The sequence below is a fragment of the Limimaricola soesokkakensis genome (assembly GCF_900172345.1).
Classification (GTDB): domain Bacteria; phylum Pseudomonadota; class Alphaproteobacteria; order Rhodobacterales; family Rhodobacteraceae; genus Limimaricola; species Limimaricola soesokkakensis.
Map to the genome: position 1 here is coordinate 455507 of NZ_FWFY01000002.1, position 24902 is coordinate 480408.

General features: G+C 68.9%; 23 protein-coding genes. 8 read left to right on the plus strand and 15 right to left on the minus strand.

What is annotated here, in order from left to right:
• Positions 1–160 precede the first annotated feature (160 nt).
• The 4 genes from holA to LOS8367_RS04980 form a co-directional block, all read right to left on the minus strand.
• A complete protein-coding gene (gene holA, locus LOS8367_RS04965) occupies positions 161–1183 on the minus strand; it encodes a DNA polymerase III subunit delta (protein WP_085895363.1) in 1023 nt (340 codons plus the stop codon).
• A complete protein-coding gene (lptE, locus tag LOS8367_RS04970; RefSeq protein WP_085895364.1) occupies positions 1180–1668 on the minus strand; it encodes an LPS assembly lipoprotein LptE in 489 nt (162 codons plus the stop codon). The genes holA and lptE overlap by 4 nt, the downstream gene beginning before the upstream one ends.
• A complete protein-coding gene (leuS, locus tag LOS8367_RS04975; protein WP_085895365.1) occupies positions 1655–4213 on the minus strand; it encodes a leucine--tRNA ligase in 2559 nt (852 codons plus the stop codon). The genes lptE and leuS overlap by 14 nt, the downstream gene beginning before the upstream one ends.
• A 187-nt stretch (positions 4214–4400) precedes the next feature.
• Positions 4401–5501, minus strand: coding sequence for a porin (locus tag LOS8367_RS04980; protein ID WP_085895366.1), 1101 nt, complete (start codon positions 5499–5501; stop codon positions 4401–4403).
• 180 nt (positions 5502–5681) lie between these two features.
• Between LOS8367_RS04980 and LOS8367_RS04985 the strand changes: the two genes are divergently transcribed.
• Positions 5682–6329, plus strand: coding sequence for a YggS family pyridoxal phosphate-dependent enzyme (locus LOS8367_RS04985; RefSeq protein ID WP_085895367.1), 648 nt, complete (start codon positions 5682–5684; stop codon positions 6327–6329).
• 19 nt (positions 6330–6348) lie between these two features.
• Here the strand turns inward: LOS8367_RS04985 and LOS8367_RS04990 are convergent, their stop codons facing one another.
• Positions 6349–7587: an MFS transporter gene (locus LOS8367_RS04990; protein ID WP_085895368.1), complete on the minus strand. Its 1239-nt coding sequence runs from the start codon at positions 7585–7587 to the stop codon at positions 6349–6351.
• Between the two features lie 99 nt (positions 7588–7686).
• Positions 7687–8181, minus strand: coding sequence for a GNAT family N-acetyltransferase (locus tag LOS8367_RS04995; RefSeq protein ID WP_085895369.1), 495 nt, complete (start codon positions 8179–8181; stop codon positions 7687–7689).
• Positions 8182–8247: 66 nt separating this feature from the next.
• Here LOS8367_RS04995 and zapE point away from each other — a divergent pair, with 66 nt between their 5' ends.
• Entirely contained in the window at positions 8248–9321 is a 1074-nt protein-coding gene (gene zapE / locus LOS8367_RS05000; protein ID WP_085895370.1) for a cell division protein ZapE, read from the plus strand.
• Positions 9322–9572: 251 nt separating this feature from the next.
• On the opposite strand, the gene LOS8367_RS05005 is transcribed toward zapE, so the two are convergent.
• The 3 genes from LOS8367_RS05005 to accD are packed head-to-tail and all read right to left on the minus strand — an operon-like array spanning position 9573 to position 12360.
• Positions 9573–10097: a hypothetical protein gene (locus LOS8367_RS05005; RefSeq protein WP_085895371.1), complete on the minus strand. Its 525-nt coding sequence runs from the start codon at positions 10095–10097 to the stop codon at positions 9573–9575.
• Complete coding sequence (locus LOS8367_RS05010; protein ID WP_085895372.1) at positions 10094–11371, minus strand: bifunctional folylpolyglutamate synthase/dihydrofolate synthase; 1278 nt, start codon at positions 11369–11371, stop codon at positions 10094–10096. The genes LOS8367_RS05005 and LOS8367_RS05010 overlap by 4 nt, the downstream gene beginning before the upstream one ends.
• Positions 11368–12360: an acetyl-CoA carboxylase, carboxyltransferase subunit beta gene (gene accD, locus LOS8367_RS05015; RefSeq protein ID WP_085895373.1), complete on the minus strand. Its 993-nt coding sequence runs from the start codon at positions 12358–12360 to the stop codon at positions 11368–11370. The genes LOS8367_RS05010 and accD overlap by 4 nt, the downstream gene beginning before the upstream one ends.
• A 280-nt stretch (positions 12361–12640) precedes the next feature.
• Between accD and ilvD the strand changes: the two genes are divergently transcribed.
• From ilvD to LOS8367_RS05035, 4 genes are all read left to right on the plus strand, one after another.
• Positions 12641–14374 (plus strand): dihydroxy-acid dehydratase, encoded by a 1734-nt coding sequence (ilvD, locus tag LOS8367_RS05020; RefSeq protein WP_085895374.1) that lies wholly within the window; start codon positions 12641–12643, stop codon positions 14372–14374.
• Positions 14371–15000: a DUF6478 family protein gene (locus tag LOS8367_RS05025; RefSeq protein WP_278247959.1), complete on the plus strand. Its 630-nt coding sequence runs from the start codon at positions 14371–14373 to the stop codon at positions 14998–15000. The genes ilvD and LOS8367_RS05025 overlap by 4 nt, the downstream gene beginning before the upstream one ends.
• 77 nt (positions 15001–15077) lie before the next feature.
• The gene (locus tag LOS8367_RS05030; protein ID WP_085895376.1) at positions 15078–17093 is read left to right on the plus strand and encodes an NADPH-dependent 2,4-dienoyl-CoA reductase; all 2016 of its coding nucleotides are present in this window, start codon (positions 15078–15080) and stop codon (positions 17091–17093) included.
• A 121-nt stretch (positions 17094–17214) separates the two neighbouring features.
• On the plus strand, positions 17215–18120 hold the full coding sequence (locus tag LOS8367_RS05035; protein ID WP_085895377.1) for a LysR family transcriptional regulator: 906 nt from the start codon (positions 17215–17217) through the stop codon (positions 18118–18120).
• Positions 18121–18182: 62 nt separating this feature from the next.
• Here the strand turns inward: LOS8367_RS05035 and LOS8367_RS05040 are convergent, their stop codons facing one another.
• From LOS8367_RS05040 to LOS8367_RS05055, 4 genes are read right to left on the minus strand one after another with little or no spacing between them, the layout of a single operon-like run.
• Positions 18183–19124: a cation diffusion facilitator family transporter gene (locus tag LOS8367_RS05040; RefSeq protein ID WP_085895378.1), complete on the minus strand. Its 942-nt coding sequence runs from the start codon at positions 19122–19124 to the stop codon at positions 18183–18185.
• A gap of 45 nt (positions 19125–19169) precedes the next feature.
• Entirely contained in the window at positions 19170–20087 is a 918-nt protein-coding gene (locus LOS8367_RS05045; protein WP_085895379.1) for an OmpA family protein, read from the minus strand.
• A complete protein-coding gene (locus tag LOS8367_RS05050) occupies positions 20084–20770 on the minus strand; it encodes a GNAT family N-acetyltransferase (RefSeq protein WP_085895380.1) in 687 nt (228 codons plus the stop codon). Before LOS8367_RS05050 ends, LOS8367_RS05045 begins: the two co-directional genes overlap by 4 nt.
• Complete coding sequence (locus tag LOS8367_RS05055) at positions 20767–21501, minus strand: competence/damage-inducible protein A (protein ID WP_085895381.1); 735 nt, start codon at positions 21499–21501, stop codon at positions 20767–20769. The genes LOS8367_RS05050 and LOS8367_RS05055 overlap by 4 nt, the downstream gene beginning before the upstream one ends.
• Before the next feature lie 119 nt (positions 21502–21620).
• Between LOS8367_RS05055 and map the strand changes: the two genes are divergently transcribed.
• Entirely contained in the window at positions 21621–22448 is an 828-nt protein-coding gene (gene map / locus LOS8367_RS05060; RefSeq protein WP_085895382.1) for a type I methionyl aminopeptidase, read from the plus strand.
• On the opposite strand, the gene rsmD is transcribed toward map, so the two are convergent.
• Both rsmD and LOS8367_RS05070 read right to left on the minus strand, forming a co-directional pair.
• Entirely contained in the window at positions 22445–23002 is a 558-nt protein-coding gene (gene rsmD, locus LOS8367_RS05065) for a 16S rRNA (guanine(966)-N(2))-methyltransferase RsmD (RefSeq protein WP_085895383.1), read from the minus strand. The two genes, map and rsmD, sit on opposite strands and share 4 nt — an antisense overlap.
• A complete protein-coding gene (locus LOS8367_RS05070) occupies positions 22999–24210 on the minus strand; it encodes an NAD(P)/FAD-dependent oxidoreductase (RefSeq protein WP_085895384.1) in 1212 nt (403 codons plus the stop codon). Before LOS8367_RS05070 ends, rsmD begins: the two co-directional genes overlap by 4 nt.
• Positions 24211–24288: 78 nt before the next feature.
• Here LOS8367_RS05070 and LOS8367_RS05075 point away from each other — a divergent pair, with 78 nt between their 5' ends.
• Positions 24289–24777 (plus strand): peroxiredoxin, encoded by a 489-nt coding sequence (locus LOS8367_RS05075; RefSeq protein ID WP_085895385.1) that lies wholly within the window; start codon positions 24289–24291, stop codon positions 24775–24777.
• Positions 24778–24902 lie beyond the last annotated feature (125 nt).

Sequence of the window (24902 nt, forward strand, 5' to 3'; positions counted from 1 at the left end):
GACCATCCGGTCTTCGGGCCGGATGCTTGAAACGGCGGGCCTTCGGGTCCGCCGTTTTTCGTTTATGGTGCCTGCGTTCGTTACCGATCGGCGGGGCCTGTCGGGGCTGCATTCGCTTGTGTGGCGGGGAATTGATTCCGATCAGCGGCCGGAATCGGGATCAGCGCCGCGCCATCATCGCCAGCCGGATCAGCGCGCGCTCGACCAGCGCCTGCGACGGCGCCCGGCTTGCCGAGCGCAGCTGCAGGTCGGTCTCGATCAGCAGGCTCACCGCCCGCTCTAGCCGGTCGCGGCCCCAGCCCGAGGCCTGGCGGGTCATCGCGTCGCGGCGTGGCCCCCAGACCGGCGGTCTGAGCCGGGCGATTCCCTGGCCCGGCCCGCCCGGATCGCTGGCCACGGCGTGCAGCTGCCGGAAATGCCGCAGCGCCATGATGCATAGCGACACCGGCGTGGTGCCTTGCGCATAGAGGCGCCGCAGCAATGCCGCGATCTGCGGCGCCCGTCCCTCGGCCACCACCGCGAGCAGGGCGTCGGTATCGGCCTCGGTGGAGCGGGGTGCGACGGCGGCGATGTCGGCGGCCGTGGTCGGCGTGGCGTCGCCATGCTTGTAAAGGCCGAGCTTTTCCACCGTTTGCCGGAAAGCGCCGGGATCGAGCGCACGCGACAGTTCCGTGAGCAGCGCCCGCCCATCAGAATCGGGGTCGGGCACACCGGCCGCGCCCAGCATCGCGGCAATCTCCTCCGCCCCAGGCGGATCGTCGTAGATCCCGATAGAGACGGCGACGGGCTGCGCCTCGAACAGCTTGCGCAGCGCCGATTTCGACGCCAGCTGACCGGCGGTGGCGATGATCTGCGCGTCGCCGGGGCGCCAGTCCTTCAGCGCCGCGTCGAACAGGCCCGAAAGCCCGTCTGTCGCGCCTTCGACGAAGACCACGCGCGGGCCGGGAAAGAAGCCCTGCGCCTTCACCGCGTCGATCAAAAGCGCGCCCTCACGACGCAGATCGGCGGCGGGCAGGCGGGTCAGCCGCATCTCGGCCTCGGCATCGGGCCCGGCGAGTCCGGCGATCACCTCGGCCCGGCGCTGCGCCACGCGCATCGCGTCCTCGCCCCAGATCAGCGCGGCGGCGACCTTGGGGTCGGGCTTGCGGAAGAAGGCCGCAGCGTCGCGCGCCGAGAGCTTCATGGCAGCGCCGGGAGGACCAGCAGCCGGGTCACGATCTGGTCGGCGAGCAGCACCGCCAGCCGCTCGCGCGCATCGCGCTCGGCCGCGTCGGAGGCGACGGTGCCGAGCGTGGCGGAGTAACCCGCGAACTCCTCGACCGCGCCCTCGGCCAGGGCCGGACCACCCGCGACGGGGCGCAGCGCGTAGCTCGCGCGTCCCAGCAACCGGTAGCGCAGCACCGCGCCATCGGCGCTGATCGCGGCCTGCTCGACCTCTTCGGAGGTCTCGACATCGAGCTCGTAGAGCGGCTCGACCGGCGCGCCGAGCCGGTCCAGCAGCCGGGCGCGCAGCAGGTAGCCCGGGAAACTCGCCGGCGCCTCGACCGCGACCTTGCCACGCAGCCGCGCGGCGTCGTTGTCCGGCCCGTAGGCCGGGGCGAAGCCGCAGCCGCCGAGCGCCAGCGCCCCCAGCAGCAGGGCGCGGCGGCCGGGCTCAGAGAACCACATTGACGATCCGGCCGGGCACCACGATCAGCTTCTTCGGCGCGGACCCGTCGAGCGCCTTCGCCACCGCCTCGTCGGCCAGCACCAGCGCCTCGATCTCGTCCTTGGGCATCGCCTTGGGCACGGTGATCTCGGAGCGGCGCTTGCCGTTGATCTGGATCGGCAGGGTGACGCTGTCCTCGACGAGGAAGCGCTCCTCCGCCACCGGCCATGGGGCCCGCGCCACGAAACCTTCGCCGCCGAGCCGGGCCCAGATCTCCTCCGAGAGATGCGGGGTCATCGGCGACATTAGCTGCGCCAGCACCCGGGCGGCACCGCGCCGCGCTTCGGCCGAGGCGGTGGATTTCGACAGCACCGAGGTGAAGGCGTAGAGCTTGGCGATGGCGGCGTTGAAGCCGAAGCTTTCGAGCCCCAGCGTGACATCGCGGATTGTGCGGTGCAGCTGGCGCATCAGCTCCTCGTCCTGCGCGACATCACCGTCCGTGGCTCCGGCCAGCTCGTCGGCGATGCGCCAGACCCGGGCGAGGTGCTTGTGCGCGGCCTCGGCGCCGGCGGCGGTCCATTCGACATCGCGCTCGGGCGGGCTGTCGGACAGCACGAACCAGCGCGCGGTATCAGCGCCGTACTGCGCGAGGATCGCATCCGGATCGACCACGTTCTTTTTCGACTTCGACATCTTGGCCGAGGGGATGATCTCGACCTCTTCGCCGGTCGCCTTCAACGCGCCGTTCTCGACCGTCTCGGGCAGGTGGTAGACCGGTCGACCATTGGCGTCGCGGGTCTGGTAGATCTCGTGCGTCACCATGCCTTGGGTGAAGAGCGCGTTGAACGGCTCGATCGCCTTTTCCGGCAGGTGCCCGGTCACATGCATCGCCCGCGCGAAGAAGCGCGAATAGAGCAGGTGCAAAATCGCGTGCTCGATGCCGCCGATATACTGATCGACATTCATCCAGTACTCGGCCTCGGCCAGATCGGTCGGCGTCTCTGCGCGGGGGCTGGTGAAGCGCGCGTAGTACCACGAGCTGTCCACGAAGGTGTCCATCGTGTCGGTCTCGCGGCGCGCGTCCTTGCCGCAGCGCGGGCAGGGGACGTCGCGCCACGTGGCATGGCGATCGAGCGGGTTGCCCGGCACGTCGAAGCTCACATCGTCGGGCAGGCGGACCGGGAGGTTCTCCTTCTTCTCGGGCACCGCGCCGCAATCGGCGCAATGCACGATCGGGATCGGGCAGCCCCAGTAGCGCTGGCGGCTCAGGCCCCAGTCGCGCAGCCGGAAGCGCGTCACGCCGCGGCCGACGCCGTGCTCCTCGCAAAACGCGATGGCCGCGTCGATCGCCTGCTCGCCGGTCTGCTCGGTCTCGCCGGCAAAGCCCTTGATGTAGATCACCGGCTCGGTCTTGGGCGGCACGAAGGCCGGGCCACCATCCTCGGCGAGCGGCTGGCCGTCATCCTTGGTGGGCGCGAAGGTCGAGATGACGGGCAGGTCGTATTTGCGCGCGAAGTCGAGATCGCGCTGGTCGTGGCCGGGGCAGCCGAAGATCGCGCCGGTGCCGTAATCCATCAGCACGAAATTGGCGATCCACACGGGAAGCTCGCGGCCCTGATCGAACGGGTGCCGCGCCGTGAGCCCGGTATCGAAGCCCAGCTTCTCGCCGGTCTCCAGCGCCTCTTCGGTGGTGCCGCCCTTGCGCGCCTCGGCGCAGAAGGCCGCCACGTCCTCGCGGTCGCGCTCCAGCGCCCGCGCCAGCGGGTGGTCGGGGGAGATGCCGATGAAACTCGCGCCCAAGAGCGTGTCGGGGCGGGTGGTGTAGACCTCGATCCGGTCATGGCCATGTGTGGGCTCGGTCAGGCCGAAGGCCATTTCGAGACCCCGCGATCGGCCGATCCAGTTGGCCTGCATCAGCTTGACCTTGGCGGGCCAGTCATCGAGCCCGTCCAGCGCCGCGAGCAGCTCGTCGGAATATTCGGAGATCTTGAAGAACCACTGGGTCAGTTCGCGCCGCTCGACCTCGGCGCCCGAGCGCCAGCCCTTGCCGTCGATCACCTGCTCGTTCGCCAGAACGGTCATGTCGACCGGGTCCCAGTTCACCACCGCGTTCTTGCGGTAGACGAGGCCCTTCTCCAGCATGTCGATGAACAGCGCCTGCTGCTGGCCGTAATATTCCGGGTCGCAGGTCGCGAATTCGCGGCTCCAGTCGATCGAGAGACCCAGCGGCTTCATCTGCGCGCGCATGTCGGCGATGTTGTTGTAGGTCCATTCCTTCGGGTGCCCGCCCGAGGCCATGGCGGCGTTCTCGGCGGGCATGCCGAAGGCATCCCAGCCCATCGGGTGCAGCACGTTATGGCCCGTCGCCACCTTATGGCGCGCGATCACGTCGCCCATCGTGTAGTTGCGCACGTGGCCCATGTGGATCCGCCCCGAGGGGTAGGGGAACATCTCGAGCACGTAGTATTTCGGACGGCTCTCGTCGCGCCGCGCGGTGAAGAGGCCGGCCTCGTCCCAGGCGGCCTGCCATTTGGCTTCGATCTCGGCGGCGGTGTAGCGCGACATGTTGGGTGTCCCTCGGATGGTCTGGCACGTCTTGGGTGCGGGTCTGCAAGGGGGCGTTCCGGCCCGCTGGCGGTGATACTGCACATCGCGCGGCTGTGCCACTCCTGCGACGCCCGAATGCACCCCCTACAAAAGCGAAGGGCGGCCCCGAAGGACCGCCCTTGCCTGAAGTCGTGATCCGGTTGGATCAGAACTCGAAGGAGACCTCGACGGTCGTGCCTTCCTGGTACTCGGGATCGCCGATCTCGTCCTCGGAGTCGTCGTTATCGTCGACGCCGTAGGAGACGAGCAGCTGAGCGCCTTCGGCCAGCTCGTAGGTGGTGGCGACGTAGTAGTCGTCACCCGCGTCGGCGACACCGGCGTAGAAGTTCAGGCCCTGGCCCATGTCGTAGCCGGCTTCGATCGCCCAGTCCTCGGAGTCGTCCACGTTCTCCCAAGCGGTGGAGACGGTGAGCGCGCCCGAGACGTAGTCCACGGCAACGCCGTAGCCGTCATCCTGGTCCGACTCGGCCACGTAGAAGGCGCCGAGCGTGACGGGGCCGACCGGGAAGGCGACCTCGATGCCGGTCGAGTCTTCGGCGTCACCGGTCACCGCATCCTCTTCACGAGCATAGGCGACGTCGACATCGGCGCCGGCGAAGGCGGTGCCGACCGAGATGCCGAAGATCTCGTTCGGGTTGTAGTCACCGTTGTCGAGGGCGACAGCTTCGGAGAAGTCGGTCTCTTTCTCCTGGTAGGCAGCGCTCATCTCGAACGCGCCAAAGGAGCCAGCCACGCCGACCGAGTACTGGTCGAGGGTGTCGCCGACCGGCTCGATGTTGCCGTCGGTGGTGTCGTCCACGAGGCCCGAGAGCGAGACGTTGAAGCCATAGGCCATGAAGTCGCCGCGCAGCACGGTCTCGCCGTCGGTCTCGGAGAAGCCGTCATGGGCCATTTCCGAAACGCCGTCCCAGCGCAGGTTGGCAGCCATGTCGGTGTCGCCGAAGAACAGGCCGGCGGTCTCGGAGGTCAGCGACAGCACGTAGCCTTCGGCGAAGATGTCGCCCTCGAGCTGGTTGTCGACGACGTCGGAGGTGACGGTCGCGGCGGCGGTCAGGCCGTTGTCGAGCTCTTGGCTGAAGGTGATGCCGAGCTCGGCGTCCCAGTAGAAGCCGTCATCGTCGTCGGTTTCGGAAACGGACTCGGTGTCGTTGTAGCCGAGAGCGGCTTCACCGTTGAAGCTGATTTCAGCGGCGGCGGCGCCGGCAAAGGCCACGATCGAGGCCGAGGCGAGCAGGATGCGTTTCATGGATTTCCCTCGTGTTTGCATTCCCGAGAATGCCAGTCGAGCCAGCATTGGAGGTTTCATTGCGCACCAGACGCTTCACACTCAAGGAGTTTGGCCCCCCCTCCCGGTGCTGCCCGAAAATTGATGCAACCGGGTCACACACATGTCAGACCACCTCTCGGAACCAAGCAGGAGATGCCCATGTCGCTCGACCGGATCCGTCGAAGCATTGCCGAGGCGGCCCGTGCGGCGGGTCGCGACCCCGCCGACATCACCCTCGTCGCGGTCTCCAAGATGCAGCCCGAGTCGCGGGTGCTGCCGGTGCTCGAGGCCGGGCAAAGGGTATTCGGCGAGAACCGGGTGCAGGAGGCGCAGTCGCGCTGGGGGGTGCTGGCGCCGCGCTTTCCGGGAACCGAGCTGCACATCATCGGCCCGCTGCAGACCAACAAGGCGCGCGCCGCGATGGAGATCGCCCATGCGATCCACTCGCTTGACCGGCCTCGGCTGGCCGAGACGCTGGCGCGGCTGGCACAGGAGCTCGGCCGCTGTCCCGAGCTCTTCGTGCAGGTCAACACCGGCGAAGAGCCGCAGAAGGCCGGGGTGCTGCCCGCCGAGACCGACGGCTTCGTGGCGCGCTGCCGCGACCTCGACCTGCCGGTGGTCGGGCTGATGTGCATTCCGCCCGCCGAGGAGGACCCCCCGCCGCATTTCGACATGCTGCGCGAGATGGCCGCGCGCAACGGTCTCGCGGGGTTGTCGATGGGGATGAGCGGCGACTTCGAGGCCGCGATCGCGAGAGGCGCCACCCATGTGCGGGTGGGCTCGGCGATCTTCGGCGCGCGCGACTAGGGCGGGCTCAGGCCCAGACTCAGGCGGGGGCGGCGATCGGGGCCCGGGCCTCGCGGATCGGCAGGTGCACGATCGCCGACAGCGCGCCTACGCCGACGCCGACCCACCACACCGCTTCGTAATTGCCGTAGATGTCGTACATCCGCCCGCCGAGCCAGACGCCCATGAAGCTGCCGAGCTGGTGGCTGAAGAACACGATGCCGTAGAGCGTGCCCATGTAGCGCAGCCCGTAGAGATGCGCGACGAGGCCGGAGGTGAGCGGCACCGTGGCGAGCCACAGGCTGCCCATCACGCCCGAGAAGATCAGCACCGTCGCCGGCGTCATCGGCGTCAGAATGAACCACGCCGCCGCCAGCGTCCGACCGGTATAGATCCCGGCCAGCAGGTACTTGCGGCTATAGCGCTTGCCGGCCCAGCCCGCCGCGATGGTGCCCGCGATGTTGGCCAGCCCGATCAGCGAGATCGCCACCGCGCCGAGGCCTGCGGTCGTGGTGATCCCCAGCGAGGCCAGCACGCCGCCGGCGGCGATTGGCGCGCAGATCTCGGTCACGAAGGCCGGGAAATGCGCGGTGATGAAGGCGAGCTGGTAGCCGCAGGAGAAGAAGCCGATGAAGATCAGCGCATAGGAAGGATCCCGCGCGGCGCGGCCCAGCACGCGGGCCATGCTCTCCTGCAGCTCTGCCGTCGAGGCGGGGGCGGGAGAGCGCATCATCGGCAGGGTCAGCAAGCTGGCGAGAATCAGCCCGGCGAAGACGAGGAAGACCGATTGCCAGGTCATGTAGCCCAGCAGGATCTCGGCCATCGGCGCGCCGAAGACCTGCCCCGCCGATCCCGCCGCCGTCGCTACCGCGAGCGCCATTGAGCGATTCTCGTTCGAAGCGGCGCGGCCCACCACGGCGAGGATCACCCCGAAGCCGGTGCCGGCGATACCGAATCCCACCAAGATCTCCAGAAGCTGGTGCTGGATCGGCAGGGTCGCGCCCGCCGACAGGATCAGGCCGGCGGCATAGGCCAGAGCGCCCAGCACGATCGCCTTGCGGTCGCCGACCTTCTCGGCCATCGCCGCGAAGAGCGGCTGGCCGATTCCCCAGGCGAGGTTCTGGATCGCGATGGCGAGGCTGAACTCGGCCCGCGGCCAGCCGAACTCCTCGGCGATGGGGATCTGGAACACGCCGAAGCTCGCGCGGATGGCGAAGCCTGCCATCACAATGATGCAACCGGCGATCAGGACGGGGGTAAAGAGCGGCTGACGTGTCATGCGCGATCTAGGCGCCGCCGGCGTGGCGGTGTCAATCTCCGGCGTTTCGCGGGCGGCAGGGCCGGGTTTTGCGTATTTGGGGAACAAAGTTGCCCGAAATCAGGGACGGGGGGCGGCGTCCCACAAAAAGAGCAGGTCGGTGATCTCCGCGGTCCCGATCCGCTCCGGCCGGCGCTCGGCCAGTCGCGCACCCGTGGCCTCATAGAATCGGCAGGCGCGGTCATTGCCGCCCAACACCAGCGCGGAAAGCCGCCCCGGCGCGGGGCCGAGTGCCGCGGCAAGAAGTGCGCGACCGAGGCCCCGGCCTTGTGCAGCGCGGGTGAGGTAGAGGGCGTGAAGCTCGTCTGAGTAGCCGCGCGCCGCGAGCGCCGCCTCGCGTTGCGGGCCGATCTGCGCGAAGCCCGCACCCGGCGCGATCACGATGCGGCTGCCACCTCGGGCAATCTGCTCGCGCCATTGCCGCAGTCGAAAGTCGCGGTCGAAGCGCGCGATCTCTTCCGCGGGCAGCAGGCCGGGATAGGTTTCGGCCCAGCAGGTCACGTGCAGATCGGCCAGTTCGGGCGCGTCGCTGGGGCGGGCAATGCGGATCTCCATGGCCGCGACCCTCGCGTGCGGCGCGCCGCTTTGCAATGCGCCGGGCGGCAGCTATGTCGCCATCCCATGAGCATCGAAGACGCCTACCGCGCCCGCATCGAGCAGGGCGCGCTGAAACCCGACCCGGCGCAAGAGGCCGTGCTGCCCGCGCTCGACCGCGTGGCCCGCGACCTCGCGCGCCAGCCCGAGCCGCAGCGCGGCGGCTGGTTCCGAAAGCCCAAACCTCCGGAGCCGGTGAAGGGCCTGTACTTCTGGGGCGGGGTGGGGCGCGGCAAGTCGATGCTGATGGACCTGCTCTACGAGGAGATCGACCTGCCCAAGGCGCGCTGGCACTTCCACGCCTTCATGCAACGGGTCCACGCCGACATGAACAAGGCCCGCGCGCAGGGCGTCGACGACGCCATCGCGCCGGTGGCCGAGGGGCTGGCGGGAGAGCTGCGGTTCCTTGCCTTCGACGAGATGCAGATCACCGACATCACCGATGCGATGATCGTCGGTCGCCTGTTCGAGAAGCTGTTCGAGCAGGGCGTCACCATCGTCACCACCTCGAACCGGGTGCCGGACGACCTCTACAAGGACGGGCTGAACCGCCAGCTGTTCCTGCCGTTCATCGAGAAATTGAAGGCGCGGATGGAGGTGCTGGAGCTGGAAAGCCCCGTCGATCACCGGCAAGGGCGGCTCAAGGGCTCGGAAAGCTGGATCATGCCAAATGATTCGAGCGCGCGCGCGAAGCTCGACGCGATCTGGGCGGATCTGGCGGGCGCGCCGGGGGGCGAGCCGCTCGTGCTGCGCGTGTCAGGGCGCGAGGTGACCGTGCCGGAGTACCGCAATGGCATCGCACGGGCGGGATTTCACGAGCTGTGCGGCCGGCCCCTCGGCGCGGCCGACTATCTCGCGCTCGCCGAAGCGGTGAAGATGCTGATGATCGACGGCATTCCGCGGCTGTCGCGCTCGAACTTCAACGAGGCAAAGCGATTCGTGACGCTGATCGACGCGCTCTACGAGGCGAAGACCCGGCTCGTGGCCTCGGCAGCAGCGGCGCCTGCCTATCTCTATGTCGAGGGCGAGGGCAGCTTCGAATTCGAACGCACCGCGAGCCGGCTGGAAGAAATGCAGGGCGAAGACTGGGGCCGCATTTGATGCAGTATGAAGGGGGCCGTTTCCCCTGGCCCCCTTCCTCACTGCCCGTCAACCTGCCGAAGTCCCGATCTTTCCTGCCGAGATATTCGGTTCGTTCCCCTGCATTCAGAATCCTGAATTGACCGCGGTGGGTCAACCGAAGGGCGTAGTTTCGTAACGTCGTTAACTTTTAGCGGGACGCCGATCGCGCCTTGCATATTGGCGCAATTCGGCAGGTTCGCTGCGCCACCATTCGGCGCAATTGCCTGTATTTATGGCGAAGTTTTCTTTTCATGGAGCAAAGACAGCACCATCGGTGCGTTACAGTCGGGCGAGACGGGTGCGGGAGAGGCAGTTAGCGGCGTCCACCATGGAATCGTCGATTCGGACACGAATCGGTTGTCGACGCAGACATCCTGCCCGGCATTGCCGGCGTTGAAGCCAAAGCCCGGATCGCCGCAATTCGCGACGCCGCCATCGGCGTTCCAGGCTTGGAAGACGCCGATTCCAGGCATTGGAAAGCGCATGGCGCGCGGGTCGAAGCTCAGCAGCCAGGTGGTCTCGGGCGTCAGCGCGTCGAGGCTCCAGCCGCCGATCCGCACGCCATCCTGCCAGCCGGTGATTTCGAAATGGGTCAGATCGGATTCGGTGACGCGCGCTGCCTGCAACAGGGCGTCGGGAAACCGCATGGTGCCGGTCATGCTGTAGCCCGAGGCGCCGCGCCAGCAGAAGTGCAGCTCAACCGCCTGCGCGGGGCCGGCAGCCAGCGCCGCGAGAAGCGGCGGCCAGAGCCTCATCCGTTGTCGCGCAACACGTGGCCCGCCAGATAGAGCGAGCCGCAGATTAGGATGCGCGCGCCCGGCTCCCGCGCGGTTATGGCGCGGATCGCCCCGGCCACGTCATTAGCCTCGGCCACCTGCGCGAAACCCGCCGTGCGGGCGGCGGCGGCGGTCTCGGCGGCGGGGATAGTGTTGACCTCGCCGGGAATCGAGACCGCCTGAAGGCTTTGCGCCACCTCGGCCAAGGGGCGCAGATAGCCCGCGATATCCTTGGTGTTGAGCATGCCGCAGACCAGATGCGTCGCGCGCTCCGGCAGTTCGCGCAGCGTCTGCGCCAGCACAGCGCCCGCCGCCGGGTTGTGGCCGCCATCGAGCCACAGCTCGGCCCCGCCGGCGAGTTCCACCAGCGGGCCGCGGCCCAGCTTCTGCATTCGGGCGGGCCACTGGGCGCGGGTCGCGGCCTCGCAGGCGGCCTCGTCCTGGCCCAGTGCCCGCAGCGCCGCGATGGCGGTGCCCGCGTTCACCAGCTGATGCGGACCGCGAAGGGTTGGCAGCGGCAGATCCAGAAGCCCGCGCTCGTCCTGGTAGATCAGGCGGCCGCGCTCGGTCGTGACATGCCAGTGCTGGCCATGCGCCAGAAGCGGCACGCCGAGCCGCGCGGCCTTGGCCTCGATCACCTCGAGCGCGGCCTCGTGCTGCGGCGCCACCACGCAGGGCACGCCGCGCTTGAGAATGCCGGCCTTCTCGCCGGCGATCTCTTCGAGCGTCTCGCCCAGATATTGCTGGTGGTCGAGATCGACGGGGGTGATGACGGTGAGCGCCGGACGCTCGACCACGTTGGTCGCGTCGAGGCGGCCGCCGAGGCCGGTCTCGAGCAGCGTCCACTCGGCCGGACTCTCGGCAAAGGCCATGAGCGCCGCCGCCGTGGTGATCTCGAAATAGGTGATCGGGTCTGGGCCGTTCGCCGCGTGGGTGCGGTCCAGCAGATCGGTCAGAGCCGGCTCTGAGATGAGCTCGCCCGCGAGCCGGATCCGCTCGTGAAACCGCGCCAGATGCGGCGAGGTATAGGCGTGGACGCGGTCGCCCGACGCCTCGAGCCCGGCGCGGATCATCGCCTGGGTCGAGCCCTTGCCGTTGGTCCCGGCGAGATGGATCACCGGGGGCAGCCGCCGCTCGGGATGGTCAAGCGCCGCCAGCAGCCGCCACACCCGGTCGAGCGTCAGGTCGATGACCTTGGGGTGCAGCGTCATCATCCGCGCGAGAATCGCGTCGGATCCGGGCGCAGCGCTCATTTCTTCGACGTCTCCGCCTTCTTGGCGGGGGCGGGCTTGGCGGCCGGGGTTTCGACCGGCTTGTCCTGCGCCGCTTCGGCATCCTTGGCCGCCGCCGGTTCCGGCGTGGCCGGGGCGGGCAGATCGCCCATCACAGCGGGCTCCAGCCCCATCAGCATCCGGGTGATGCCGATCAACTCCTCGCGCAGCTTGCCGCGCGCCGTCACCCGGTCCAGCATGCCATGGTCGAGCAGGTACTCGGCGCGCTGGAACCCCTCGGGCAGCTTCTCGCGGATCGTCTGCTCGATCACGCGCGGACCGGCAAAGCAGATCAGCGCGTTCGGCTCGGCGATCTGCACGTCGCCCAGCATCGCGTAGGAGGCGGTGACGCCGCCGGTGGTGGGGTGCGTGAGCACCACGATATAGGGCAGCCCGGCCTCCTTGAGCATCTCCACCGCGACCGTGGTGCGCGGCATCTGCATCAGGCTGAGAATCCCCTCCTGCATCCGCGCGCCGCCGGCGGCCGAGAAGAGCACCAGCGGGCATTTCAGCTTCACCGCGTGTTCGGCCGCCGCGATGATCGCGTTGCCGACATACATGCCCATCGACCCGGCCATGAAGGAGAAGTCCTGACCGGCGGCGACGATCTTGGTGCGGCCGATCTCGCCCTCGGCCACCAGCATCGCCTCCTTTTCCGAGGTCTTGCGGCGGGCTTCCTTGATCCGGTCGACATATTTCTTCTGGTCGCGGAAGTTGAGCGGGTCGGCGATCGGCTCAGGCACCTTCACCTCCGTGAAGACGCCGCCGTCGAACAGCGCCTTGAACCGGTCGCGCGGCGTGATCGCCATGTGGTGTTCGCAATTGGTGCAGACGTTGAGATTGTCCGCCAACTCGCGGTGGAACAGCATCGTCCCGCACTCGTCGCACTTGGTCCACAGGTTCTCGGGCACCTCGCGGCGCGAGAAGATCGAGTTGATCCGCGGACGGACGTAGTTGGAAATCCAGTTCATCTTGCAGCTCCGGGCGCGTCGGGTCGAGACGGAGATACGCCCCGCGACGTCGGAATGCAATTCGGCCTGCTGCCGCATTACCGCAGTGGGGCCCGGCCCGGGAGGGGGTTTGCGGATCTGTCCCGAAAGTGCGGCCCGGCGGGACCTTCGTTGCGGGTTTCGGGCAGAAAAGGCGCGGATTGTGCCGCCTTGCCGCCTCGGGGAGGGTCATCGCGGCTTGCCGTTGCGGCGGGGCCTGTCTATCCCTTGCCACCAGCTAACTCCGGGAAGGGACAGCCCCATGACCAACGCCCGTTTCGACAAGACGAAACTGCCCAGCCGCCACGTGACCGAAGGGCCCGAGCGCGCCCCGCACCGGAGCTACTTCTATGCCATGGGCATCTCGGAAGAAGAGATCCACCAGCCCTGGGTCGGCGTCGCCACCTGCTGGAACGAGGCCGCGCCCTGCAACATCGCGCTCAACCGGCAGGCGCAGTCGGTGAAGATGGGCGTGAAGAAGGGCGGCGGCACGCCGCGCGAGTTCACCACGATCACCGTCACCGACGGCATCGCCATGGGCCACGAGGGGATGCGCTCCTCGCTCGCCTCGCGCGACGCGATCGCCGACACGGTCGAGCTGACGATGCGCGGGCACTGCTACGACGCGCTGGTGGGCCTCGCGGGCTGCGACAAGTCGCTGCCGGGGATGATGATGGCGATGGTGCGGCTGAACGTGCCGTCGGTGTTCATCTATGGCGGCTCGATCCTGCCGGGCAAGCTCAACGGCAAGGACGTCGTGGTCCAGGACGTGTTCGAGGCCGTGGGCCAGCACGCGGCGGGCAACATGACCGACGCCGAACTGGCGATCCTCGAGCGCGTGGCCTGCCCCTCGGCGGGTGCCTGCGGCGGCCAGTACACCGCCAACACCATGGCCTGCGTGTCCGAGGCGATCGGTCTCGCGCTGCTGAACTCCTCCGGCGCGCCCGCGCCCTACGAGAGCCGCGACCAGTATGGCGATTTCTCCGGCCAGGCCGTCATGAACCTGATCGAGAAGAACATCCGCGCCCGCGACATCGTCACCCGCCAGAGCCTCGAGAACGCGGCGCGTGTGGTGGCATGCACCGGCGGCTCGACCAATGCCGGCCTGCACCTTCCGGCGATTGCGCATGAGGCGGGGATCGATTTCGACCTGCTCGACGTCTGCGACATCTTCCGCGACACGCCCTATTTCGTGAACCTTCGGCCGGGCGGCGAATACGTCGCAAAGGACCTGCACGAGGCGGGCGGCGTGCCGGTGGTGCTGAAGGAGCTGCGCAAATCGGGGCTGCTGCACGAGGACTGCATCACCGCCTCCGGCCGGAGCTTGGGCGAGGAGCTCGACCGCATCGACCGCGAGGCAGACGGCCGTGTGATCCACACCGTGGCGAAACCGATCACGCCCACCGGCGGCGTTGTGGGCCTCAAGGGCAACCTCGCCCCCGACGGCGCCATCGTGAAGGTCGCGGGCATGGCCGCCGAGGACCAGGTCTTCACCGGCCCGGCGCGCGTGTTCGAATGCGAGGAGGAGGCCTTCGAGGCGGTGCGCAAGCGTGAATACGCCGAGGGCGACGTGATCGTGATCCGCAACGAGGGCCCGGCGGGCGGCCCCGGCATGCGCGAGATGCTCTCGACCACTGCCGCGCTCTCGGGGCAGGGCATGGGCAAGAAGGTGGCGCTGATCACCGATGGCCGTTTCTCGGGCGCGACCCGTGGCTTCTGCGTCGGTCATGTCGGCCCCGAGGCCGCGCATGGCGGTCCGATCGCGCTGGTCAGGACCGGCGACGTGATCACCATTGACGCGATCAAGGGCGAGATCTCGGTCGACCTGTCGGATGCCGAGCTGGCCGAGCGCAAGGGCGCGTGGAAAGGCCCGCGCACCAATGACTACACCGCCGGCGCGCTTTGGAAATACGCGCAGCTCGTGGGTTCGGCCCGCAAGGGTGCGGTGACGCATCCCGGCGCGCAGGGCGAAAGCCACGTCTATATGGACCAGTGAGACGTTTCGGCCTGCCTTGGCGGGCCGGAGCCGGCCGTCCAATCCGTACGCCCTTTGGGGCAGCGGCGCGGGCGGCCTCGCCTTTGCGCCAGCCCGGCGCGGATTGGGCCTGGCGGCCCGGGCCGTGGGGCGGGGCGGTGGGTTCGACCGACCCGGTCGCGAACGGTGCCGATCTCGGCTGCGAGGTGCGGCTGTTCCACGATGCGGCGCAGGGAGGGGTCCGGCTTGGCCGCGGCACGGATGATGCTGACGCAACGCATCCGCTGCAATTTGGCCTCGAAGGCTTCGACGGCGGATTTCTCAGCCTTGCCATAGCCCTGCCCAAGGGTGCTCTGGCGGGGCTGGAACGACGTCACCTGCTGGGCCTCGACCTCGCATGGGCTGCGCAGGACATGCCGCGCGCCTATGCCCGTCTCAACCTGAAGCAAGGCCCCAACAGCGAAACGCTGCTGCGCGATTTGCCTCGAGGCGGCGCCACTGGCACCGAGTTCGATCTCTGGCCGCTCGGGATCGAGCCCGAGCGGGTGGATACAGGCTGGATCGACCTGATCTTCGAGGCACCGCTGCCGGCGCGGATCGAGATCCGCGATCTGGTGGTGGCGCGCAGGCCTCGCGCCGGGCTCTGAGCCGCCCGGTTGACGCCGCGTCGATGGTGACGCGCGCGTCAAGCGCCGCCAATCTCCGGGCACCAGGGAGGCCCGACATGTCCGCATATCCGACGCTGCTATCGCCGATCGACCTCGGGCCGCTCCGCCTGCCCAACCGGGTGATGATGGGCTCAATGCATACCGGGCTCGAGGAGACCGGCGACTGGGGCCGGGTCGCGTCCTTCTACGCCGTCCGCGCCCGTGGCGGCGCGGGGCTGATGGTGACGGGCGGCATGGCGCCCAACCGCGAAGGCGGCGTCTATCCCGGCGCGGCCGGGCTCTTTAGCGAAGAGGACATCGCGAACCACGCCAGGGTCACCGGTGCGGTTCACGAGGCGGGGGGGCGCATCGCCATGCAGATCCTGCATGCGGGCCGCTACGCCTATTCCAAGCACTGTGTCGCGCCGTCGGCGATCAGGGCCCCGATCAGCGCCTTTACCCCCAACGCGCTCGACGAGGCGGGAATCGAGAAACAGATCGCCGACATCGCCACCGCTGCCGCCCGCTCGGTCGAGGCGGGCTATGACGGGGTCGAGGTGATGGGCTCGGAGGGCTATTTCCTCAACCAGTTCCTCGCGCCGCGCACCAATCGCCGCGAGGATCGCTGGGGCGGCAGCCTCGAGAACCGGATGCGCCTGCCGGTCGAAGTTGTGCGCCGGGTCCGTGCCGCGCTGGGCCCCGAAAAACTGCTGATCTACCGCATTTCGCTGATCGACCTGGTGCCGGAGGGGCAGGACTGGTCCGAGATTGTGGCTCTGGCCCATGCCGTGACCGAGGCGGGTGCCGACGTGCTCAACACCGGCATCGGCTGGCACGAGGCGCGGGTGCCGACCATCGTGACCTCCGTGCCGCGCGCCGCCTTCGCGCATCTGACCGCGAAGCTGCGCGCGGAGGTCGCGGCACCGGTCATCGCCTCGAACCGGATCAACACGCCCGAGGTGGCCGAGGCGATTCTCGCCGAGGGCCAAGCCGACATGATCTCCATGGCGCGCCCCTTTCTCGCCGATCCGGATTTCGTCGCCAAGGCGGCGCGGGGCGATGCCGCGCGCATCGCACCCTGCATCGCCTGCAATCAGGCCTGTCTCGATCACACCTTCTCGGGCATGCTGTCGAGCTGCCTCGTCAATCCGCGGGCCTGCCACGAGACCGAGCTGGTGCTGGAGCCGGTCATGACTCCGCGCCGCATCGCGGTGGTCGGCGCCGGGCCGGCGGGTCTCTCGGCGGCGCTGGCCGCGATCGAGCGGGGGCACGCGGTGACGCTGTTCGACAGGGCGGAGCGGATCGGCGGGCAGCTGCATTACGCCGCCGCGATCCCCGGCAAGGAGGAGTTCCGCGGCCTGATCGACTGGTTCGAGACGGAAGTGGCCGCGAGCGCGATCGATCTGCGCCTCGGCCACGCGCCAAGCGCCGAGGAGCTGGCGGACTTCGACGCGGTGATCGTCGCCACCGGCGTGCGACCGCGCGATCCGGGCATCCCGGGGCAGGAGGGGGACAACGTGATCTCCTATGCCGACCTGCTGTCAGGCCGGGTGCAGGCGGGGCCACGAGTCGCCGTGGTCGGCGCGGGCGGCATCGGCTTCGACGTGGCCGAGTATCTGGTGACCGGGCATAGCACCACTATCGACCCGCCCGCCTGGCGCGCCGAATGGGGCGTGACCGATCCGTCGGTCGCGCGCGGCGGCCTCGCCCCCGAAGGGCCGCGCCCCGACCCGGCGATCCGCAAGGTGACGCTGCTGCAGCGCAAGGCCGAGAAGCTGGGCAAGCGGCTTGGCAAGACCACCGGCTGGGTGCATCGCGCTGGTCTGCAGATGCGCGCCGTCGAGATGCTGGGCGGCGTGAGCTACGAGCGGATCGACGCGCAGGGGCTGCATATCACCACCTCGGAGGGGCCGCGGCTGATCGAGGCCGACACCATCGTGCTCTGCGCGGGTCAGGAGAGCGAGCGGACGCTGGCCGAAGCCCTGCGCGGCAGCGGGGTGGAGGCGCATCTGATCGGCGGCGCGGATGTCGCGGCCGAGCTCGATGCCAAGCGCGCGATCGATCAGGGCACGCGGCTCGCCGCTACGCTCTAGCTGTTTCCGCCTGCGCATCGGTCGCGCCCAAACCGCTATATTGTCAGGGCACGGACCAATTCATGCCCGAATCCTCCGTCATCCATGAGGTCGACCGAAACGAACAGCGTGGAGAACGGCCATGGACAGGCTGACCGAGATGGAGGCCTTCGCCACCGTGGTGGACCAAGGCGGGTTCACCGATGCGGCGCGCAAGATGGGCATCTCCAAATCCGCGGTGTCCAAGCATGTCTCCTCGCTCGAGGCGCGGCTGGGTGCGCGGCTCTTGAACCGCACCACGCGGCGCGTGTCTCCGACCGAAATCGGCCTGGCCTATTACGACCGCGCCCGGCGCGTGCTCAACGACGCGGGCGAGGCCGACGCGCTGGTTACCTCGATGCAATCGGCGCCCTCGGGTCTGCTGCGGATCTCGGTCGCCACCGATTTCGGGGTCAATCATCTGAGCCCGGTGCTCGGCGATTTCCTTCAGGAATTTCCCGACATCACCGTCAACATGGTTCTCAACAACCGCTTCGTGGAGCTGATTTCCGAGGGTTTCGACATGGCGGTCCGCATCGGCGAGCTGGAGGACAGCACGCTGCGCGCTCGCAAGCTTACAGAGACTTCCAAGAAGATGATCGCCTCCCCCGCCTATTTCGAGCGGTATGGCCGCCCTGCGCGGATCGACGATCTGAACGAGCACAAGCTGCTGCATTACTCGAACGCCGCCAATGGCGCGGTGTGGAAGCTCACCGCCCCCTCCGGGGAAAAGCGGCAGGTGCGCACCGCGGGCTGGCTCACCGTCAATGATGGACAGTCGCTGCTCAATGCCTGCATCGGCGGGCTCGGCATCGCCTATCTGCCGTCCTTCCTCTACGCGGACGCGCTGCGAAAGGGTCTGGTGGAGGAGGCGATCCCGGACTTGCCGACCGAGACGCAGGGCATCTACGCGGTCTACCCGCCGGGTCGCTTCACCCAGCCCAAGGTCCGCGCCTTCATCGATTTCCTGGTCGAGGCCTTCGCCGAGAAGGGCCCCGACACCTGGTAGCCCCGAAAGCGGAGCTGCATCCCGCTTTCGACCTTGCGGCCCCCTCGGGGGTCGCATTTTTTTCATCCGTGGCCGATCGCGCTGGCGCCATCGCAGGCATGCGCCGCGCATTCCATCTCCAGCGTCACATGGCCGATGCCATAGCGTTCCTCTAAGGCCCGCTTCACGCGCGCCTTGATCGCGTCGGCCTCGCCCCAGCGCCCCTGCGGCACCGCGACATGCGCGTCGAGCGCGGGCGTGTTCTCCTGCATCTGCCACAGATGCACGTGGTGAACCGAGGCGACACCGTCGATGCCGCGCAGGTGGTCGAGCACGGCCGCCGTGTCGAGATCGGGGGGCGCGCCGAGCATCAGGATGCGGATCACGCCGCCGATCTGTCCCAGCGACATCCACAGGATGTAGCCGGCGATCGCCAGCGTTACCGCCGGATCGACCCAGACCCAGCCAAAGACCAGCACCGCGACGCCCGCCACGATCACCGCGACCGAGCCCAGCGCATCGGCGAGGTTGTGCGCGAAGGCGGCGCGGATGTTCACGCTGTCCTTGGACATCGTGTAGGTCAGTGCGGCGGTGACGAGATCGACCACCAGCGCCAGCCCGGCGACCCAGATCATGATCCAGCCGATGACCGGCTCGGGGGCGAAGATGCGCGCGATCGCCTCGTAGCCGAGATAGAGCCCGATCAAGATCAACGTGGTGTAGTTGACCAGCGCCGCCACCACCTCGGCCCGGCCATAGCCGAAGGTCATCTCCGCATCCGCGGGACGCCGGGCGATGCGGCGGGCCGCAAGGGCGATGCCGAGCGAGACCGCGTCCGAAAGGTTGTGCAGCGCGTCGGCGATCAGAGCGAGGCTGCCGGACACGAGTCCGCCCACGATCTGCGCCAGCGTCAGCGCGAGATTGACCGCGATCGCGCCGCCGACCCGCCAGTCGCCCGCCTCCGGGTCGATGTGATGATGATGGTGGCCGTGGCCGCCATGATGCTGGTGCGAATGTCCGGCCATGCCTGTCCTCCAATACGGTTCATGGAAGACCGTTATGTCGCGAATTCAACCCCCCGGGACCACTGCCTCGACCCGGCGGTTGGCGGCGCGGCCCTCTGCCGTGGCGTTGGGCGCGCGCGGGGCGAGCCAGCCCGCCCCATGGGCTTCGAGCTGGGCCGGCGCGATGCCGGCCTCGGTGAGCCTGCGCCGCACCGCCTCGGCCCGTCGCCGCGACAGCGCGATATTGGCGTCGAGCGGGCCGGTCATATCGGTATGGCCCACCAGCACAAGGCGGCGCGACGGATCGGCGGCAAGCCACGCGGCCAAAGCGTCGAGCGCCGGGATGTCGGCCACGCGTAGCTCGGCGCTGCCGGGGGCGAAATCGATGCCGTTCAGCGCAACGTGTCCCTCGCGCATGAGCTCGCTGGTCAAGCCATTGGACGCTGGAATGCCCGGGCGTGTGGCGGCCGGAGCGGTGACTGACACGGCCTCGCCGTCGGGCGTGACCGTGACCAGCTGCAGGAATGCAGAGGGCCCGGCGCGGCTCGCCAGCGCGCTCACCGCGATCGCGCCCTCGGGCCCGTCGCGCCGGGCCGAAAGGGCCCGGAACGCGCCGAGGTCGACATGCATCTCCGGTGGCGGCAGCACCTCTGTCCCATAGCGGAAATCGAATCCGCCGCAGCCTTCTGCCGCGCAGTCGAGCAGGATCTCGAAGCCCGCGCGCTCCAGAGCCGCGCGGATCGGCGCGAGGATTCGAGCTGGATCGGGGGCATCCGCGATGCGCCACGCCTCTATCCGCACGTCTCCCTGCAACTGCGTGGCGGGGGGCGGCCCGTCGCGGGCGGGGCCGGTGGGCAGGGCATAGGCATCGGCCTCGCGCAGGATCCCGGCCGTTCGGACCGCGCCATCGGGAAGCGGCAGTTCCGGCGGCTGCGCCAAGGCGAGGCCGGGCCAGAGTAGGGCCAGTGGCAGCAGCCGCCTCATGCGGCGGCGCGGCGGTAGTGATAGCCGGTCAGTTCCGCATAGCCGAGATCGGCATAGAGGGCGCGGGCGGGGGCGTTGGCGCGGGTCACCGCGAGGCAGAGGCTCTGCGCGCCGGCGGCGCGAGCCCAGCCCGCCGCCATCGCCATCAGCGCCCGCCCTGTGCCACGCCGCCGCGCCGGTGCCGCAACCTCGAGCGCGTGCAGCATCGCGTGGCGCTCGTGGCAGGCGACGAAGGCGCAGGCCTGCGCGGCCCGCAGCACCGCCTTGGGCGCCGTCACCCGCTGCATCACTGCGATGCGCGACGGGCCGACGCCGCCAGCCTCCCAGATCGCGATCTGCTCGGGGTGTGGCGGCCAGACGGCGCGGGGGCTGCCTGTCTCAAGTTTGTCCGGTGGCGCGGCAAGGATCAGGGTCGGATCGATGATCCCGTATCCGCGCGCTCCCAGCGCCGCGTCGAGATCGTCCTCGCCTTGGCGCAGCATGAAGAGCGGCACCTGACCGGCCGCGCGCATCGCCGTCTCGGCGGCAATGACGTCGGCGGGTTGCCAAGGCCCTTCCAGCGTCGTGGCCGAAACCCGGCTGCCGCCGCCCGCGCCGTCGCGCAGCCGCATCGGCCCGAGATCGCGCGTGGCCGCGGCAGGCCATGTTGCGGCGAGCGTCGCGAAGCCCGCCTGCGGCGTCACGCTTCGAGCCAACCGGAGAGCTGCACCAGCGCCGCCTCGATCTCGGCGCCGTCGCTGCCGCGGATCACGACGTTGGTGCCGGAGACGCCGTTCTCGGTGAACGGATAGGAGCCGATGGCCAGCGTCGGATGCGCGCGGGCAAGCTCGGACAGCGGCTCGGCCACGTCGCCCTCGCCGCGCTCGACGCGCAAGGATTGCGACAGCACCGGGCGGCCGCCGGGGATCGTCGGCAGGAGCCCGGCCAGCATCGCCTCGAAGATGCGCGGCACGCCCGCCATGACATGAACGTTGCGCAGCGAGAATCCCGGCGCGGCACTGACCGGGTTGTCGATCAGCGTGGCGCCATCGGGGATGCGCGCCATGCGCAGCCGGGCGGCGTTCAGCTCGACCCCACGGGCCTCGTAATGCGCGGCGAGGATCGCGCGGGCGTCGTCGCGCACGTCGATCGGCGTTTCCATCGCCGCGGCCACCGCCTCGGCGGTGATGTCGTCATGGGTCGGGCCGATGCCGCCCGAGGTGAACAGGTGGTCATGGGTGGCCAACAGTTCGCGCACCGCCGCGACGATGGCGTCGTGATCGTCGGAGATCACCCGCGCCTCGCGCAGGTCGATGCCGCGCAGCGTCAGTTCGCGGGCGAGATGGTTCATGTTGCTGTCGCGGGTCCGCCCCGAAAGGATCTCGTCGCCGATGACGAGCATGGCGGCGGTGGGGTTGCTGGTCCGTTCGGTCATTGGCGGGCTCCGTCTGTTGCCTCAATGTATAGGGCAGGGGCGGGGCCATTTCCACGCGAGCGGGTGGATTCCCCCGGCCATAGGGCCTATTTCATGGGCAAAGGGAAAGAGGTGACACATTGGACGAGACCGCCGCTGACGAACGCAAGGGCCGCCTCACGCGCGACGGCATCCGCATCCATGATCTCGCGGATTTCGCGGGGATGAACCGTGCCGGGCGGCTTGCCGCCTCGATCCTCGACGACATCGCCGAGCATGTCGTCGTGGGCCAGCGGACCTCTGAGATCGATCGTCTCATCACCGACCTGATCAAGCAGGCCGGCGCCGAAAGCGCGACGATCGGATACAAGGGCTACCAGCACGCCAGCTGCATTTCGGTCAACCACGTGGTCTGCCACGGGATTCCCGGCGACAAGAAGCTCAAGGACGGCGACATTCTCAACGTCGACGTCACCGTCATCGTAGATGGCTGGTACGGCGATACCAGCCGGATGTACGTGGCGGGCAAGCTCGGGCGCAAGGCCGAGCGGCTGATCCAGGTTACCCATGATGCGCTGATGCGCGGTATCGAGGCGGCGAAGCCGGGCAACACCTTCGGCGACATCGGCCATGCGATCCAGTCCTATGTCGAGGAGAATCGCATGTCGGTGGTGCGCGATTTCTGCGGCCACGGGCTGGGCCGCGTGTTCCACGCGCCGCCCAACGTGCTACATTACGGCCGCCCCGGCACCGGGCCGGTGCTCGAAGAGGGCATGTTCTTCACCATCGAACCGATGGTGAATCTGGGCCGTCCCGAGACCAAGGTACTTGGCGACGACTGGACCGCGGTGACCCGCGACAAGTCGCTCTCGGCGCAGTTCGAGCATTCGATCGGCATCACCGCGCAGGGCAACGAGATCTTCACCCTGTCGCCGGCCGACCGGTTTCATCCAACCTGGGATATCTAGAGCCGCTCCAGCAGCGTGACATGGGTGTCGCCGTAGCGACGCGTATCGAGCGGGGCGAACCCCTCGGGCGCGGGCTGTGGCGCGCTCTCCTCCCAGACGATCAGCGCGCCGGTGGCGATCCAGCCCTGCGCCAGCGCCGAGGCCAGCGCCCGCGCGCCAAGGCCCTTGCCATAGGGCGGATCGAGAAAGACGAGCCCCGCTGGGGCCTCGGGGGCGGGCAGGCGGGTCGCGTCGCATTTCAGATGAGTCACCCGATCCGCGACGCGCAGCTTGGCGACGTTCTCGCGGATCAAACGCCCCGAGACGCGCCCGTCATCGACGAAGGTGACGTGGGACGCACCGCGCGATAGCGCCTCCAGCCCCAGCGCGCCGGTGCCGGCAAAGAGATCGAGCACGTGGGCCTCGGTGATCGGATCGCCGTAGCGGCCGCCCATCAGCGCATTGAACAGGCTTTCACGCACCCGGTCGGCGGTGGGGCGCAGATGCGCGCCCGCATCGCCCTTGCCGAGCGCGGCGAGGGCCGTGCCACGATGGCTGCCGGCGATGATCCTCATTTCAACAGCGCCTTCAGCTCGACACCCGGGTCCGTGGCCCGCGCCGGGTCGGGCGACTTGCCCGCCTCGATCAGCCGCTTGCCGACCATGTAGGCGCGGCTGTCGTTCATCGCGTCCACGGCGATGAGCCGGTCGCCCCGATAATACCAGTGCGAGCATTGGGCGGGGCTCTCGCCGGGCCGAACATGCACCGCGTCCCAACCGGCGTTGAGCCCGGCGATCTGCAGCTTCACGTCGAACTGGTCCGACCAGAACCAGGGGCGGGGCCGGTATTCGACGCCGCGCCCCATCATGTTCAGCGCCGCCGTCTCGGCCATGTCGATGGCATTGCCGACGCTTTCGAGCCGGATGCGCATGTCGCCCCAGAGCAGCGAGGCGCAGTCGCCGGCGGCCCAGACATGTTCGTCCGAGGTCCGGCAATGGATGTCGCAGCGGATGCCGTTCTCGACCGCGAGGCCCGCGGGCTCGGCCAGCGCCGTGCCCGGCGCCACGCCGACCCCGATGACGGCAAAGTCGCAGGCGATCTCGGTCCCGTCGGTGAGCCGGGCGCCGGTCACGCGCGTCTCGCCCAGAAGCGTTTCCAGACCGCAGCTCTCGCGGATCTCGACGCCGTGGCGGCGATGCAGGTCGCGGAAATATCCGGCGGTCTCGGGCGCCGCCACGCGCTGCAGAATCCGCTCGGCCTGCTCGATCACCGTGACCTCGAGCCCGCGCTTGGCGGCCACCGCCGCCGCCTCTAGCCCGATATAGCCACCGCCGACCACGAGCAGGCGACGCCCCTCGACCAGTTCCGGCGCCAGCCTGTCGGCATCGGCGAGATCGCGCATGGTGAAGACGCCAGCGAGATCGCCGCCGATCGCGGCGGGCAGGCGACGGGGATGCGCCCCGGTGCACAGCGCCAGCCGGTCATAGGCGAGCGTTTCGCCATCCGAGAGCGTCACGCTGCGGGACGTGGTGTCGAGCGCCGTCGCCGTCGCCCCCAGCCGCAGATCGACGCCGTGATCGCCATACCAGCTTTCGGGACGCAGGAAGAGCCGCTCCTTCTGCATTTCGCCGAGCAGATAGGCCTTGGAGAGCGGCGGCCGCTGGTAGGGCGGCGCGGTCTCGGCGCCGACCAGCGTGATGCGACCGTCGAAGCCTTCGGCGCGCAGCTTACCCACGAGGGCGGCACCGGCCTGTCCGGCCCCGATCACGACGAAATGGGACATGGGCGCGCTCCTTCTTCCGCTGACCTGCGGCAACCTATATCGCTGGGACCTGACCGCAATCGCGAAAGGGAGCGAGGCATGACGATCGGGCTGGGAGACAGGCTGCCGGGGGCGGATCTGCTGCGGATGGGGCCGGATGGCCCGGAAAAGGTGAGTCTGGACGAGATCCTGAAGGGCCGCCGCGTCGTGATCTTCGGCCTGCCCGGCGCCTTTACGGGGACCTGCTCGACCGCGCATGTGCCTAGCTTCATCCGCTCGAAGGAGGCGCTGAGGGCTAAGGGGATCGACGAGGTGCTGTGCATCTCCGTCAACGATCCCTTCGTGATGAGGGCCTGGGGCGAGGCCACCGGCGCCACGGCGGCGGGGATCACCCTGCTGGGCGATCCGGGCTGCGACTGGGTCTCGGCGATCGGCATGGAGTTCTCCAACCCCGATCGCGGCTTCATCCGCCGTTGCAAGCGGTTCGCCCTGATGGCCGAGGATGGGGTGGTCAAGGTCTGGCACCCCGAGGAGGGCACCGGCACCTGCGACATTTCGGGCGGCGAGAGCATGGTCGAGGCGCTCTGATCCCTGTCGGGAAAGGGCCTTCTTTCACGCTTCTCCGATACACGTCCGCCGGCCCACGCATCGGTCGGCTGGCCGGGGCGCAGGGCCGTCCGAAACGGCGGCCCGCGCTCGCTGCGCATGCGGGG